This window comes from Arthrobacter sp. YAF17 (assembly GCF_052113365.1).
Classification (GTDB): domain Bacteria; phylum Actinomycetota; class Actinomycetes; order Actinomycetales; family Micrococcaceae; genus Arthrobacter.
Genome location: NZ_JBFRDB010000003.1, coordinates 113,724 through 126,335, shown reverse-complemented (window position 1 = coordinate 126,335; position 12,612 = coordinate 113,724). Strand labels below are relative to the sequence as shown.

The 12,612-nt window shown below is 66.5% G+C and carries 17 protein-coding genes and 1 other RNA gene; 5 read left to right on the top strand and 13 right to left on the bottom strand.

Translation table 11 applies throughout. The annotated features are described in order from the left end of the window. The first annotated feature begins 5 nt into the window (after positions 1 to 5). From AB4Y67_RS04580 to AB4Y67_RS04560, 5 genes are all read left to right on the top strand, one after another. Complete coding sequence (locus AB4Y67_RS04580; RefSeq protein WP_441404601.1) at positions 6 to 719, top strand: metal-dependent transcriptional regulator; 714 nt, start codon at positions 6 to 8, stop codon at positions 717 to 719. Beyond that, positions 720 to 1,136 carry a fluoride efflux transporter FluC gene (locus AB4Y67_RS04575; RefSeq protein ID WP_441404600.1) on the top strand — a complete coding sequence of 139 codons (417 nt, stop codon included), beginning with the start codon at positions 720 to 722 and terminating at the stop codon, positions 1,134 to 1,136. Continuing rightward, a complete protein-coding gene (locus AB4Y67_RS04570; protein WP_441404599.1) occupies positions 1,133 to 1,507 on the top strand; it encodes a fluoride efflux transporter FluC in 375 nt (124 codons plus the stop codon). The genes AB4Y67_RS04575 and AB4Y67_RS04570 overlap by 4 nt, the downstream gene beginning before the upstream one ends. A gap of 62 nt (positions 1,508 to 1,569) precedes the next feature. Continuing rightward, the gene (locus AB4Y67_RS04565; RefSeq protein ID WP_441404598.1) at positions 1,570 to 1,941 is read left to right on the top strand and encodes a hypothetical protein; all 372 of its coding nucleotides are present in this window, start codon (positions 1,570 to 1,572) and stop codon (positions 1,939 to 1,941) included. Between the two features lie 49 nt (positions 1,942 to 1,990). Continuing rightward, positions 1,991 to 2,125 (top strand): hypothetical protein, encoded by a 135-nt coding sequence (locus AB4Y67_RS04560; RefSeq protein WP_263422131.1) that lies wholly within the window; start codon positions 1,991 to 1,993, stop codon positions 2,123 to 2,125. Between the two features lie 135 nt (positions 2,126 to 2,260). On the opposite strand, the gene ssrA is transcribed toward AB4Y67_RS04560, so the two are convergent. The 13 genes from ssrA to AB4Y67_RS04495 form a co-directional block, all read right to left on the bottom strand. Further along, positions 2,261 to 2,629, bottom strand: a transfer-messenger RNA (tmRNA) gene (gene ssrA / locus AB4Y67_RS04555). Positions 2,630 to 2,747: 118 nt separating this feature from the next. Continuing rightward, on the bottom strand, positions 2,748 to 3,218 hold the full coding sequence (smpB, locus tag AB4Y67_RS04550) for an SsrA-binding protein SmpB (RefSeq protein ID WP_224047014.1): 471 nt from the start codon (positions 3,216 to 3,218) through the stop codon (positions 2,748 to 2,750). A 121-nt stretch (positions 3,219 to 3,339) separates the two neighbouring features. Further along, positions 3,340 to 4,743, bottom strand: coding sequence for a peptidoglycan DD-metalloendopeptidase family protein (locus AB4Y67_RS04545; protein WP_441404597.1), 1,404 nt, complete (start codon positions 4,741 to 4,743; stop codon positions 3,340 to 3,342). A 25-nt stretch (positions 4,744 to 4,768) separates the two neighbouring features. Further along, on the bottom strand, positions 4,769 to 5,683 hold the full coding sequence (ftsX, locus tag AB4Y67_RS04540) for a permease-like cell division protein FtsX (RefSeq protein ID WP_441404596.1): 915 nt from the start codon (positions 5,681 to 5,683) through the stop codon (positions 4,769 to 4,771). Continuing rightward, the gene (gene ftsE / locus AB4Y67_RS04535) at positions 5,680 to 6,483 is read right to left on the bottom strand and encodes a cell division ATP-binding protein FtsE (RefSeq protein WP_441404595.1); all 804 of its coding nucleotides are present in this window, start codon (positions 6,481 to 6,483) and stop codon (positions 5,680 to 5,682) included. The genes ftsX and ftsE overlap by 4 nt, the downstream gene beginning before the upstream one ends. Before the next feature lie 216 nt (positions 6,484 to 6,699). Continuing rightward, positions 6,700 to 7,815 carry a peptide chain release factor 2 gene (prfB, locus tag AB4Y67_RS04530; protein WP_441404594.1) on the bottom strand — a complete coding sequence of 372 codons (1,116 nt, stop codon included), beginning with the start codon at positions 7,813 to 7,815 and terminating at the stop codon, positions 6,700 to 6,702. 52 nt (positions 7,816 to 7,867) lie between these two features. Further along, the gene (locus AB4Y67_RS04525; protein WP_441404593.1) at positions 7,868 to 8,278 is read right to left on the bottom strand and encodes a pilus assembly protein TadG-related protein; all 411 of its coding nucleotides are present in this window, start codon (positions 8,276 to 8,278) and stop codon (positions 7,868 to 7,870) included. Positions 8,279 to 8,373: 95 nt separating this feature from the next. Further along, on the bottom strand, positions 8,374 to 8,817 hold the full coding sequence (locus tag AB4Y67_RS04520; protein WP_441404592.1) for a hypothetical protein: 444 nt from the start codon (positions 8,815 to 8,817) through the stop codon (positions 8,374 to 8,376). Next, positions 8,798 to 9,196 (bottom strand): TadE family protein, encoded by a 399-nt coding sequence (locus AB4Y67_RS04515; protein WP_441404591.1) that lies wholly within the window; start codon positions 9,194 to 9,196, stop codon positions 8,798 to 8,800. Before AB4Y67_RS04515 ends, AB4Y67_RS04520 begins: the two co-directional genes overlap by 20 nt. Before the next feature lie 3 nt (positions 9,197 to 9,199). Next, positions 9,200 to 9,451, bottom strand: a complete 252-nt coding sequence (locus tag AB4Y67_RS04510) for a hypothetical protein (protein WP_441404590.1) — start codon at positions 9,449 to 9,451, stop codon at positions 9,200 to 9,202. An 82-nt stretch (positions 9,452 to 9,533) separates the two neighbouring features. Next, positions 9,534 to 10,475, bottom strand: a complete 942-nt coding sequence (locus AB4Y67_RS04505; protein WP_441404589.1) for a type II secretion system F family protein — start codon at positions 10,473 to 10,475, stop codon at positions 9,534 to 9,536. Beyond that, positions 10,472 to 11,329 (bottom strand): type II secretion system F family protein, encoded by an 858-nt coding sequence (locus AB4Y67_RS04500; RefSeq protein ID WP_441404588.1) that lies wholly within the window; start codon positions 11,327 to 11,329, stop codon positions 10,472 to 10,474. Before AB4Y67_RS04500 ends, AB4Y67_RS04505 begins: the two co-directional genes overlap by 4 nt. Continuing rightward, complete coding sequence (locus AB4Y67_RS04495; RefSeq protein WP_441404587.1) at positions 11,329 to 12,552, bottom strand: CpaF family protein; 1,224 nt, start codon at positions 12,550 to 12,552, stop codon at positions 11,329 to 11,331. Before AB4Y67_RS04495 ends, AB4Y67_RS04500 begins: the two co-directional genes overlap by 1 nt. Between the last annotated feature and the right edge of the window lie 60 nt (positions 12,553 to 12,612).

The window sequence follows — 12,612 nt, the reverse complement described above, 5'->3', positions numbered from 1 at the left end:
ACGGTGTGAAGACCAGCCTGCCATCCTCCTCGATCGAGGACTACGTCAAGGTCATCTACTCCTTTACGGAGTGGCAGGACAAGCCCATCACCTCCACCCAGCTGGCCCAGCGCCTCGGCGTCGCCAACTCTTCGGTCTCCGAGATGGTCCGCAAACTCAAGGACCAGGGCCTGGTGGACCACCAGCCCTACAGCGCCATCACGCTGACGGCCGACGGCGTCCGGCTGGCGCTGTCCATGGTCCGGCGGCACCGCCTCATCGAGACGTTCCTCGTGCGGGAGCTCGGCTACCGCTGGGACGAGGTCCACGATGAAGCCGAACTCCTGGAACATGCCGTCTCCGACACCTTCATCGAACGGATGGCTGCGAAGCTCGGAAACCCGGTGCGGGATCCGCACGGCGATCCGATCCCGGCCGCTGACGGCTCCGTGCAGATGCCTGCGGCCCACCGGATGAGCGACCTCGACGACGGCCACACCGGCCTGATCACCCGCATCAGCGACGACAACCCCGAGCTGCTGCGCTACCTTTCCGCCGAGAAGATCGCGCTGGACGCCGACGTCGAGGTGCTGGGCAGGAAGCCCTTCGGCGGTGCCCTGGTGGTACTCATCGGCTCCGGCGGGACCCGGCGCGAATTCGACCTGGCCGAGGAAGTAGCCTCCGCGCTCTGGGTCCACAGCGAGACGACCCATCCCGGCTGCCGCCTCGAACGGCGCTGAATGCGGGCTGGACTGCCGGGCTGGCGCGCCTGGGCCGCTGTCGCCGTCGGCGGCCTGATCGGAACGGAACTGCGCTACGGGGCCGGCCTGCTGTTCCCGGAGGCGGCGGGGAGCGTCCCGTGGACCACCCTGGTGATCAACGTCGTCGGAAGTTTTGTCCTCGCGTCCCTCACCACCGTCTGGATCGCACGGCCAAAGACCGCCTTTTGGCTGCGGGCCGGCCTCGGCCCCGGGCTGCTGGGTTCGTTCACGACCTTTTCGGCGGTGGTGTTCTCCCTTGACCAGCTGTACCGTGGCGGCTTCCATGCCAGCTGGCTGGCCTACCTCGGGCTCTCCCTCGTCCTGGGACTCGGCGCAGCAGCCGCCGGATGGAAGACCGGCAAGGCCCTGGCCGACCTCACCGGCAAGGCATCATGATCACCGCCGCCCTGGTGGGGGTCTTCGGCGTCGCGGGCGCCCTGCTGCGCTTCGCCGTCGACTCCTGGTTCGCGCACCACCCGGGGCGCCATCCGCACTGGCCGTGGGCGACCCTCGCGGTCAACGTCGCCGGCTCCTTCATCATCGGCGCGGCCGTGGGGCCGACGGTCCGGCTGGGGCTGGGGGCCGAGTGGCAGGCCGGTCTCGCGACCGGGCTCGCGGGCGGCCTGACCACCTTCAGTTCCTGGACCACCGCCACGGTGCGGCTGGTGAGCGAGACGCGGTACCGCGCGGCCGCCGCCAACATTGTCGCCAACCTGATCGCCGGCCTGGCCGCGGCAGCGCTCGGGCTGGCCGTCACCGGCCTGTGACGGGCGTAACGCAGGCCTTTCGCGGGCAGTTCGAGGTCCCTCCCATCCCGTATCGTTGAAGGATGGTTACCCGACGTGAAGCAGCCCAGATCCTCGACATTCCGCTGGAGATGGCCCACCGTCACGGTATCCCGCCCCGGCTCAGCGACGCCGAGCTCGGCGAACTCCTGGACAACCCGCCGGCGTGGCTGGTGCAGTCCAAGGCCAACCGGACCGGCAAACGCCCGGTCTGGGTCCAGCTGACGTGTGCGGTCTGCGGATTCTCCGAGGCTGCCCGGCCGAAGAAGTGGTGGCCGGACTTCACCTATGTGTGCTGTGCGCACCACGCCCCCTATGAGGTTCCCGGCGTCGGCGCCGGGCTGGTCCGCAGCGAGTATGAGGGTGTGGGCAGCCGGTTCGTCGGCATCGTGGACGTCGCGGTACCTGAGGCGTAACTTAGTACCACGGGGCCATCCCGGCCCCCTGCTGTTAGGGAGCGCCCACATGCCTGACAAAACGCCGCACCGGAGCGCGGTCAAGAAACCCGTGAAGACCATCAAGGAAAAACGGGCCGAGAAGAAGTCCAAGAACGTCGCAGAGACGCACTCGGACCCCGTTGCCCACATCAAGAAGCGCTGAACGCACTCGGATGGGCGCCGCCCGCCAGCCGGGCCGCTTCTGCCTACAACCGGGCAAAGCAAAAGGCCGGAAGCTGAAGCTTCCGGCCTTTTGTGTGGGACTCTACGGGGTGGAGCACCGTTTCCGGGGCTCCGATGGTGGAGATGGGGGGAATTGAACCCCCGTCCGATGTCGTGTTGTCAGGGCTTCTCCGGGCGCAGTTTGCGTCGGATTTTCTCGGCCCCGGCCATGCTGCAAACAGCTGGCCGATCCGGGCCCAGTCATCTAAGAGTCCCGTTCACCCCGATGACGGAGGTAAACAGCAGTGGCTATCTAAATGACGCCAGGATCCGGGGCAATAGCAACCTCGGGCTGACGGACTGTCTTACTGCTTAGGCAGCGAGAGCGAAGTCAGTGCGTTTTGATTCGGCACTTATTGGTTTGCAGACAGCGTTTACGAGATAATTCTGCATCCTCGGCCCGCTTCACCTGTCGCGACTAACATCGTCGAAACCGATCATCCCCGTATTTTTTTATCAACTATCTTTTTTCAACCCGGACGGGACACTTACGAGTCCATCCCGGACTACCAATCATAACGCAAGGCCCACCGGATTCATTCCCTGGCCGGTCCGGCGGTTCGTCAGCGCCGGTTCCGCTCGCGCATGACGCGCAGGGCCTCGCGCTTGTCCTGCTGCTCGCGCAGCGTCTGTCGCTTGTCGTATTCCTTCTTGCCGCGGGCGACGCCGATTTCCACCTTCGCCCGGCCGTCGACGAAGTACAGCTGCAGCGGGACGATGGTGAAGCCCGATTCGCGGATTTTGTGCGAGATCTTGGTGAGCTCGTCGCGGTGCAGCAGCAGCTTCCGACGGCGGCGTGCGGCGTGGTTGGTCCAGCTCCCCTGGTGGTATTCGGGGATATGGATGCCCTCCATCCACAGCTCGTCGTTGTAGAACGTGCAGAAGCCGTCCACCATGGAGGCGTGTCCCTCGCGGAGGGATTTCACTTCCGTCCCCATGAGGGCAATGCCGGCCTCGTAGGTGTCGAGGATGAGGTAGTCGTGCCGGGCCTTGCGGTTGGTGGCCACTACCTTACGGCCACTTTCTTTCGGCACGGTAGAACTCCTTGGATCGAGGGGAGGCCCTATACCGGATCGGTGCAGGACCGGGACGGAGGGCTTCCTCCAGTTTACGGCAGGGCCGCGGTCCGGCCGGAGCGCTTCCGCTCCGGGCGGATCAGAGCAGGCCCATCGGGTCAACGGCCCGGCTGTTGAGCCAGGTCTCGAAGTGCGAGTGGCAGCCGGTCGAGTTGCCCGTGGTTCCCGAGTAGGCGATCAGCTGTCCCTGGCTGACCTGCTGCCCGGGCGATACCGTAACGCTGACGTTGTGGTAGTAGATCGTTGTCAGGGAGTTGCCCTGGACAACGCCGTGCGAGATCTTGACGTTGTTGCCGCCACCGTCGTTGGCCCATCCCGCGGAGTACACTGTGCCTGCCGCCGCGGCGTAGACGGGGGTGCCGCAGGCCGCGGCAAAGTCGATGCCGGTGTGCATGTAGCCGCCCTGGCCGTAGAAGTCGATGGTGCCCGGCGGCGTCGCGCGCCAACCGAAGCCCGAGCTGATCCGGACGCCGTTGAAGGGGCTCCGGAGGCCGAACGCGGACGGGTTCCCTGGCGGGGCGGGCACATACGGGGGCTTAGCCTGGCCCTGGGCGCGGGCCGCGGCTGCGGCTGCCTCCGCGATGCGCCGCTGCTCGGCTTCCCAGGCTTCGCGCAGCTTGCGGTCGCGTTCGGCGATTTCAGCCGCGACAGCGTCCTGCTGGGCCTTGACCTGCGCGAGCTGATTTTGGATTCCCGGCTTGGCTGCCTGGAGTTCGGCGTCGAGCCGGGTGGTGTCGGCGATGAGCTTGTCCACCTGGGCCTTCTGGGCCTCCGCCTCGTCGCGGGCGGCCTGTTCGCGTGCCAGCGCGGCGTCGGCCTTGGCCTTAAGATCCTTGATCTCGGCTTCCACGGCTTCGAGCCGGGCCCGGGAGTTGATGTTGGTGGCGTTCTGCTGGGTGAGTTTGTCCATCGCGGAGTTCTGGCTGCGCATCGCCTGGTCGGCCAGGTCGATGGTATCCGTGAGGCTGCCGCCGTTGTTGGAGCCGAAGAACAGCGAGAGATTGGACGGCACACCGCCGGACTTGTAGGCCTGGGTGGCGATCTGGCCGATCAGCTTCTTGGTGTCGGCAATTTTCTGCTGGTCCGTCTCGAGCTGTTGGGTGATCTTGGCCTTGTTCTGCTGCGCAAGGTCCACGCGGGCTGCGAGGGCCTCGGCTTCCTTGACCGCACTCGCGACGCGCCCCTGGGCGTCCAGCAGGGCCTGCTGGGCACCGGGAAGCTGGCCCTGGTAGAGGACCAGGTCCGAGGCGGCCTGGGCGATACGGGAGTCCACGAATTCGAGGGAATGCTGGACCCGGGCCGCCTCGTCGCGGAGGGTGGCCTGCTGGTCCTCAAGGTTGTCGGCGAACGCCACCGGGGTAGACGCGCCCATGCTCGCCGCCAGGACGAGCGCCAGCGTGGCGCTGACGAGGCGGCTGCGGCGGCCAGCCGCGCGGAGCCGGGCCGGGCCCGGTTTCGGGGCGGGTCGTTGCAGCGATGTCATGGACGTTCCTTTTTCGTTAAGCACGCTAGACCTTCAAGTATCGACGTAGCGTCAGGAGAGATGATACCCCTGCCAGCAAAATGCCCAGGCCGATCAGTGCCGGTGCAAGAATCAGCGTCTGACCTGCGGAGATGAAGGCGGTGTCGGGATACTGTCTGGACAGATAACCGCCGAGGAAGAAGTGCGCCACGGCCCACAGCGTTCCGGACGCCAGCGCCGCGCCAATCACGGCGGCAATTACGCCCTCGAGGATGAACGGCAGTTGGATCACCATCTTCGAAGCCCCGACGAGGCGCATGATCCCCGTCTCCCGGCGCCGGCTGAAGGCCGAGAGCCGGATCGTGGTGGCAATGAGCAGGATGGCACAGATGATCATGACGCCGGCGACGCTCACGGCCACGAGGGAGGCCGCGTTCATGACGGAAAAGAGCCGTTCCAGGAGCTGGCGCTGGTCGATCACGGTTTCGACGCCGGCCTGCGAGGAGAAGGTTTCGCTGATGATCTGGTACTTCTCCGGGTCCTTCATGTTGATCCGGAAGGAGGCCGGAAGCTGGTCCGGCGTCACCGAGTCGACGATCGGGGAATTGGAGAATTGTTCCTTGAAGTGCTTGTAGGCGTCGTCCTTGGACTCAAACTGGAAGTCGTTGACGTACTGGGCCACCGCGGGCGACTCCAGGACCTTGCGCAGGTTTTCCTGCTGCTCCGCAGTGGCGGGGCCGGTGGCGCACCCGGCCGCCGTCGAACCGTCGCTGCAGAGGAAGATCGCGACCTGGACTTTGTCGTACCAGTAGCCCTTCATCTGGTTGATCTGGAGCTGGAGCATGCCGGCGGCGCCAACGAAGGTCAGCGACACGAACGTCACCAGGATGACCGAGACCACCATGGACAGGTTGCGGCGCAGGCCGCTGCCGATCTCGGCGAGGACGAATTGGAGCCTCACAGCTGGGCCTCCCCTGCGGCGCGGGCTTCGGCGCGGGTGGTGGCTGCCGGGGCGGCGGACTGGGGATCCCGGCCGCTCGCATCCCGCAGCCGGCGGGACTGGCCCACCACCGGAATCATGGACGTGTAGAGTGCCTTGGCTTCGTCGCGGATGATGACGCCGTTGCGGAGTTCGACGACGCGTTTGCGCATCTCGTTGACGATGTCGTCGTCGTGGGTGGCCATGACCACGGTGGTGCCGTTCTGGTTGATCTTGTCCAGCACGCCCATGATGCCCATGGAGGTGGTGGGGTCGAGGTTGCCGGTGGGCTCATCCGCGAGCAGGATGCCGGGGCGGTTGACGACGGCGCGGGCGATCGCCACGCGCTGCTGCTCGCCGCCGGACAGTTCGTGCGGGAGGCGGTTTTCCTTGCCTTCGAGGCCGACGGTCTTGAGGACCTCGGGCACGGTGTCGCGGATGACGCTGCGGCTCTTGCCGATGACCTGCATGGCGAAGGCGACGTTGGCGAACACGGTTTTCTGCGGCAGCAGGCGGAAGTCCTGGAACACGACGCCGATCCCGCGGCGGAGCCTGGGCACACGCCAGCTGGAGATGTTCGCCACGTTCTGGCCGGCCACGTACACGGCGCCGGAGGATGCGCGGTCCTCTTTGAGGACGAGGCGCAGGAAGGTCGATTTGCCGGAGCCCGAGGCCCCGACGAGGAAGGCGAATTCGCCGCGGTCGATCTCAAGGTTGATGGAGTCCAGCGCGGGTCGCGCCTTCTGGTCATAGACCTTGGTGACATTTTCGAAACGGATCATGGCCCTAGAACCCTGCAGGACGGGGACGGTAGGGTCCAGTTCTGCTGCCGGCGCGCGGGCTTTCTAGTGGGGGAAGTAGAGCTCCGGCTTCTCGACTATACGCACGGGCCCGTGCGGAACCGGCTGAGCGCGGGGGCGTGTCGCAGGATTAGACCCGCGGGGCGGATGTGACACAAGAGGCGGATGGGGCAGGTTGCCTGTGCCTACTGGTTGCGTCTACTTCTCCGCGTTGCGGTTGTCCGTGCGCCAGCGGATGCCAGCGTCGATGAAGTCGTCGATCTCGCCGTCGAACACTGCCGAGGTGTTGCCGACCTCGTGCTCGGTGCGGAGGTCCTTGACCATCTGGTACGGGTTCAGGACGTAGGAGCGCATCTGGTCGCCCCACGAGGCTTTGACGTCGCCGGCGAACGCCTTCTTCTCGGCGTCCTCCTGTTCCTTCTTCAGCAGCAGCAGCCGGGACTGCAGCACGCGCAGGGCGGCGGCACGGTTCTGCAGCTGCGATTTCTCGTTCTGCATCGAGACCACGGTGCCGGTGGGGATGTGGGTCAGGCGCACGGCGGAGTCCGTGGTGTTGACGGACTGGCCGCCCGGGCCCGAGGACCGGAAGACGTCGACGCGGATCTCGTTGTCCGGGATGTCGATGGAGTCCGTCTGCTCGATCAGCGGGATGACTTCGACGGCGGCGAACGAGGTCTGGCGGCGGCCCTGGTTGTCGAACGGGCTGATCCGGACCAGGCGGTGCGTGCCGGCCTCGACGCTGAGTGTGCCGTAGGCGTAGGGGGCCTTGACCTCGAAGGTGGCGGACTTGAGCCCGGCTTCCTCGGCGTAGGAGGTGTCCATGATGGTGGTCGGGTAGCCGTGGCGTTCTGCCCAGCGCAGGTACATCCGCATCAGCATTTCGGCAAAGTCGGCGGCGTCCACTCCCCCGGCGCCGGCGCGGATCGTGACGACCGCCTCGCGCTCGTCGAACTCGCCGGACAGCAGGGTCACGACCTCGAGGTCCTTCAGCGCCTTGCGGATGGACTCCAGTTCGGCCGCGGCCTCGCCCATGGAGTCGGCATCGTCCTCGTCCTGGCCCAGCTCCACGAGGACTTCCAGGTCGTCGATCCGCGCGGTGAGGGAATCCAGGCGGGCCAGTTCGGACTGGCGGTGCGAGAGCCGCGACGTGATCACCTGGGCGGCCGCGGGATCGTCCCACAGATTCGGTTCGCCGGCCCGTTCGCTGAGCTCGGCGATGTCTTCCTTCAGCGCCTCGACGTTCGAAACGTTCTCGATCGAGGTGTAGGTGGCGCGCAGGGCGCGGATTTCTGCGGGAAAATCAATGTTTGCCATGGTTTTTTAAGCCTACGCTATCCGTGCGAGCCGCCCGGACCCGGCCCGGGGCTCACCGCGTGAGCCGGGAACGCGCCGTCGAACTCGCCTCGATCCTGATCCCGTCAGGAACCAGGAAATTGACCACGGGCGGGTGGACGGCGGCGCTTAGCACCACGACGGCGGTGGAGCCGTCCGGGCTGCCCGTTCCCGGCCCGATGCTGAGGCCGCTGAACCGGGTGTAGGAGCTGCTGCGGTCCAGGAAGTCGACGGCGGCGCCCCGCACCCGGGCGCCGGTGAGGACGGCGGTGGGGCCGCCGCCGGCGGTCTCAAGCTGTCCCAGCGTGAAACTGTCCGCGGCGGCCACGGAGGCTCCGTCGGCCAGCGACAGGAGCTTCTTGTGTTCGATGTAGACGCTCGAGGCGGCGGTGACAACGGTGGCCAGCAGCAGGGCGAGCAGCACGTAGCCGATGATCAGCACCATGAGTTGCCCGTCCTCGTTGCGCCGGCCCCGGCGTGGTTGACCGGTGCCCGGTCCTTTCCGCGGGCGCCGCCCTGGGCGCTGCTTTGGAGGACGGCTCATCGGAAGCGGCCCACCAGTTGCGTGGCGGAGGCGCTGAGCTGTCCCGCGTTCAGATTCAGTGCCTCGCTGAACGGGACGAACGGCAGCGGCACTGTGAGATGGACGGTGACCGTCACGGCCGAGCCGGCGGCCATGCAGTCTGCCGGGGCGCAACTCGTTTCGACCCGGGCGCCTGCCGCGGAGTGCCCGTGGTCGGCGAGCGCCAGGAGGACGGCCTGCTCGGCGGCGGCCCGGCCGCCTGCGGCGTCGGTTTGGGCGACGAAGACTTTGGCGGCCTGGTCCGCGGCGCCGACGACCGCGAAGGAGCCGCCCTGGAGCTGGCTCATGGTGATGATGAAGTAGACCAGCGGAACCATCAGCAGCAGCGAGAGGAACGTGAATTCGACGACGGCGCTTCCCCGCTCGGCGTCGTCGCCGCCGTTAGGGCTGGATGGCCGCATGCCCTTTCACCTCCAGGACTGCGCGGGGACCGATCAGCCCGATCACGGGTAGCGGCGCGCGGACGGTGACCTCCAGGGTCCGGACGCCCTGGTACGTGGCCTCTGCGGTCGTCACGTCCGTGGCGAACTCCCGGTTGAGCGCGACCCCGATCAGCTGCGCAGTCCGGTCTTTGGCGTCCCCGGCGCCGCGGTCCGCGAGGGTCCCGTACCTGGCGCCCGAGGCCGCGGCGTCGATCAGCGTGTTCCGGACGTGGAGGACCAGGGTGAGCTGGATGATGGCGAGGAAGAACAGCGTCAGCAGCCCGCCCACGAGGACGAAGTCCACCACCGCCGAGCCCCGCTCGTCAGTTCTGCCCCAGCCTCTGCCGGGCAGCCGCACGTACTACTGCCCGACCTTGTCCATGGCCTGGTTGAACAGTCCTTCCAGGGCGGGGCCGGCGAGCGCGAGCAGCGCTGCCACGAGGACGGCCGACATCAGTGTGATCATCACCCAGCCCGGCACATCGCCCCGCTCGGGATGATCGCCGGCCTCTTCAGGTCCCGTGATCCCGTGTGCAGCGGAAAATCTGGCCAGTCCGGGCACAAGGTTGATGCTGCAGAGCCATAGCGCCATGCGGTTTGGGATCTGTTTCACTTTTCTCCCCTTTGTCGGTTCGGTTGTCATCGTGCTGTTTTCGTGCGGTTCCTTTTCCCCCTTTTACAAAAGCCGTGCTGATCTACAAACCCATGCTGATCGCGGCCAGGCCGGGATAGACGGCGAACAAGACCGTCAGCGGCAGAACGCCGAAGACGACCGGCACCATCATTGCGATTTCCTTTTTTCCGGCGGACTCCATCAGTTCGCGCTTAGCCGTGTCCCGCACGTCCTGGGCCTGTGCCCTCAGCACATCGGCGAGGGGCGTTCCCCGTTCGACCGCCACGATCAGCCCGTCCACGAAGCGGAGCAATGGACCAAGCTCCGTCCGTGACGAGAACTCCTGCAGGGCCTCCACAAGCGGCTTCCCTGCCCGGGTCTCCGCCAGGACGCGGGTGAAGTCCTTCGACAACTCTCCCCGGGCGCTGCGGCACACCCTGTCCAGTGCGCCCGTGGCACTTTCACCTGCACTCACCGCGAGTGCCATGAGCTCGGCAATGCTGGGGAACTCCGCCATCATGCGCGCTTCGCGCTTCCTGATTTGGGCGCCCAGCAGGTAGTCCCGCAACATGAAACCACCGGCCGCGCCGCCCAGCACCAGCACGACGGCCAGGAGGGGGCTGAACCGCCCGGCCGCGCCGAAAACAACGACGGCTCCGACCGCAAGGACAAATCCGGCCGCGCCCCAGAGAAGCTGCTCTGCCCGGAAGTCGGCGGGCGACTTGCCGCTCCCGGATCTGGCCAGACGACGGTTCAACGCGGAGGAACCCGGACTAAGTCTCCCCAGCCGCGTCACGGCGTCGCCGATGACCGGACGCAGAATCCTCTCCAAGGGTCCGAAAGGAGTGATGTTTCCCGGTACGGTCCGCAGGAGCCGGGATTCCACGTTATGGGACTTCAGCTGAGGGGCGATGCGTTCAACAAACGTAGCCGGGCGCATAAATGGCAGCCTGACCATCAACAGCCAGGCGCCGCTGCCGAGGACGAGTCCGCAGGCCACTGCCGCCGCCGTCAGCCCGGTCACCGGAGCACCCTCTCATCGGCCGGCAGCGCACCAATGCGCAACATGACGGCATAGGAGATCAGGGAAACCGCCAGCCCGCCAAGCAGGACGGCGGCCCCGACGGGTGTGTTGTATGCAGCCACCGCTTCGGGCCTGCTTGCCAGCAGCACCAGGACTATCCAGGGCGCTGCCACCGCAAGCCGGGCGGCGTTGACGGTCCAGGATTGACGCGCCTCCAGCTCGCTTCTGGTGCGGGCGCTCTCCCGCAGAAATTCCGCCAGGGTGCCCAACAAGCGGCCGAGATCCGAGCCGCCAACCTCCCTGGTCAGCCGGAGGGCCTCGATGATCCGGTCGGCCACGGGATCCGCCAGCCGGTCCTTCAGGCGGGTCAGTGAAGGATCGAACTGCCCTCCCGAACGGTAGTCGGAGCCAAAATCGCGGAACACCTGGCGGAGTTCCTCCGGACCCTTGTCACCCAGCTGGATGAGTGCCTCCGGGAGCGACAGACCAGCCCGGATCGCCGACCGCAGGTGGTCGACGACGTCGGGCCAGAGCTGGCGCAGCACCGCGGAGCGCTTCCGCGCGCGCCATTTCACGATGGCCATGGGAAGCCAGCCCCCGAACAGGCCAAAGCAGCCCGCGATCGGCCAGGACCTGGTCACGGCAAAAAAGACGAGGGTTGTGAAGACTCCGACGCCGAGGCAGCTTGCCAGCAGGCCGGGGCCGCTGACCTTCTCGATTCCTGCGGTCCGCAGCAGGTCCTCCAGACGTCTGGTCTTGGAAGGACTGGCACTGGCAGCGTTGGGTTGTTCCCAGGCAGACCACCAGACCAGCAGGAGCCCCGCACCGGCAAGCATGCCGAGCATCGCGGCCATCAGCGCGGCTCCAGCAGTGCCGCGACGTCATAACCGGAACGGGCGAACTTCTCGGCGGCCGGCATCGAGTTGGCCTTGGGTTGCAGCTGTCCGTCCGCCAGCGCGAAAACCATGGAGGACTCGATGATGCCGTTTTCCACCCGGCGGCCCAACGACAGGATCTCCGTCACCTCCCTGCGTCCGCTGGCATGGCGGGCACAGTGGACCACGAGGTCAATGCAGGAAGCGACCGTCGGCACCACGAAGGCGCTCGAGATGTTCTCGCCTGCCAGCAACGGGAGAGTGCAGATCTTGGTGACGGCGTCGTGGGACGAATTGGCGTGGACGGTACACATGCCGGGCATGCCTGAATTTAAGGCGATCAGCATGTCCAGGCTCTCGGCCTCGCGGACCTCGCCCACCACCAACCGGTCAGGGCGCATGCGCAGGGCCTCCTTGACCAGCCTGCGCATGGGGATTTCGCCTTCACCTTCCAGGTTGGGCTGCCGGCACTGCAGCCCCACGACGTCCCGCAGCGGAAACTGCAACTCAAAGATTTCCTCGACGGTGATGACGCGCTCGCGGGTCCCGATGCTCGCCGCCAGACAGTTGAGCATGGTGGTCTTGCCCGCCTGGGTTGCGCCGGAGACCAGGATGTTGAGGCCGCTGGCCACGGCCGCGCCGAGGAACCGGGCTGCCTGCGGTGTCAGCGTGCCCAGTTCCACGAGATGTTCGAGCCTGCTGGCTTTCACGACGAACTTGCGGATGTTGATGGCCCAGTGACGCCGCGTCACGTCCGGAATCACGACGTGCAGCCGGGACCCGTCCGGAAGGGCGGCATCGACGAAGGGGGAGGACATGTCGAGTCGGCGCCCGGAACTCTTGAGCATCCGTTCCACGAGGTCCCGGACTTGCTGGTCCGTGAGCGAAACCGAGGTCAGCTCGGATTCGCCGTTCCGGGCCACGTAGATCTCGTTCGGAGCATTGAGCCAGATTTCCTCGATGGCCGGGTCGTCGAGCAGGGGCTGGAGGGCCCCGAACCCGGCTACTGCGTCGAAGACGAACCGCCGCGCTGTCTCCAGCGGACCGATTGGCGGAAGGGGGCCCAGCAAGGCCCGCTCGTCGTAATCCATGACGGCTGCCTCGACTAGGCGGCGAACTTCACCGACCTGCCTCAACGGGTCGAGGCCACGCCGTCGAATCAGCTCGCGGACTTCGTCCTCGACAATGCGTACAGCCTCCACAATGGCCCCCAATATGACTGCTTGCCCAGTCCCCGGGGCGCTGCAATTGGGTTAAAACTA

Excerpts from the sequence above, each read along its gene's own strand:
- AB4Y67_RS04575 (WP_441404600.1), top strand. The coding sequence starts at position 720 with ATGCGGGCTGGACTGCCGGGCTGGCGCGCCTGGGCCGCTGTCGCCGTC.
- AB4Y67_RS04570 (WP_441404599.1), top strand. The coding sequence starts at position 1,133 with ATGATCACCGCCGCCCTGGTGGGGGTCTTCGGCGTCGCGGGCGCCCTG.
- AB4Y67_RS04565 (WP_441404598.1), top strand. The coding sequence starts at position 1,570 with ATGGTTACCCGACGTGAAGCAGCCCAGATCCTCGACATTCCGCTGGAG.
- AB4Y67_RS04560 (WP_263422131.1), top strand. The coding sequence starts at position 1,991 with ATGCCTGACAAAACGCCGCACCGGAGCGCGGTCAAGAAACCCGTGAAG.
- AB4Y67_RS04545 (WP_441404597.1), bottom strand. The coding sequence starts at position 4,743 with ATGACATCGCTGCAACGACCCGCCCCGAAACCGGGCCCGGCCCGGCTC.
- ftsE (WP_441404595.1), bottom strand. The coding sequence starts at position 6,483 with ATGATCCGTTTCGAAAATGTCACCAAGGTCTATGACCAGAAGGCGCGA.
- prfB (WP_441404594.1), bottom strand. The coding sequence starts at position 7,815 with ATGGCAAACATTGATTTTCCCGCAGAAATCCGCGCCCTGCGCGCCACC.
- AB4Y67_RS04525 (WP_441404593.1), bottom strand. The coding sequence starts at position 8,278 with ATGGTGCTGATCATCGGCTACGTGCTGCTCGCCCTGCTGCTGGCCACC.
- AB4Y67_RS04520 (WP_441404592.1), bottom strand. The coding sequence starts at position 8,817 with ATGCGGCCATCCAGCCCTAACGGCGGCGACGACGCCGAGCGGGGAAGC.
- AB4Y67_RS04500 (WP_441404588.1), bottom strand. The coding sequence starts at position 11,329 with ATGGCCGCGATGCTCGGCATGCTTGCCGGTGCGGGGCTCCTGCTGGTC.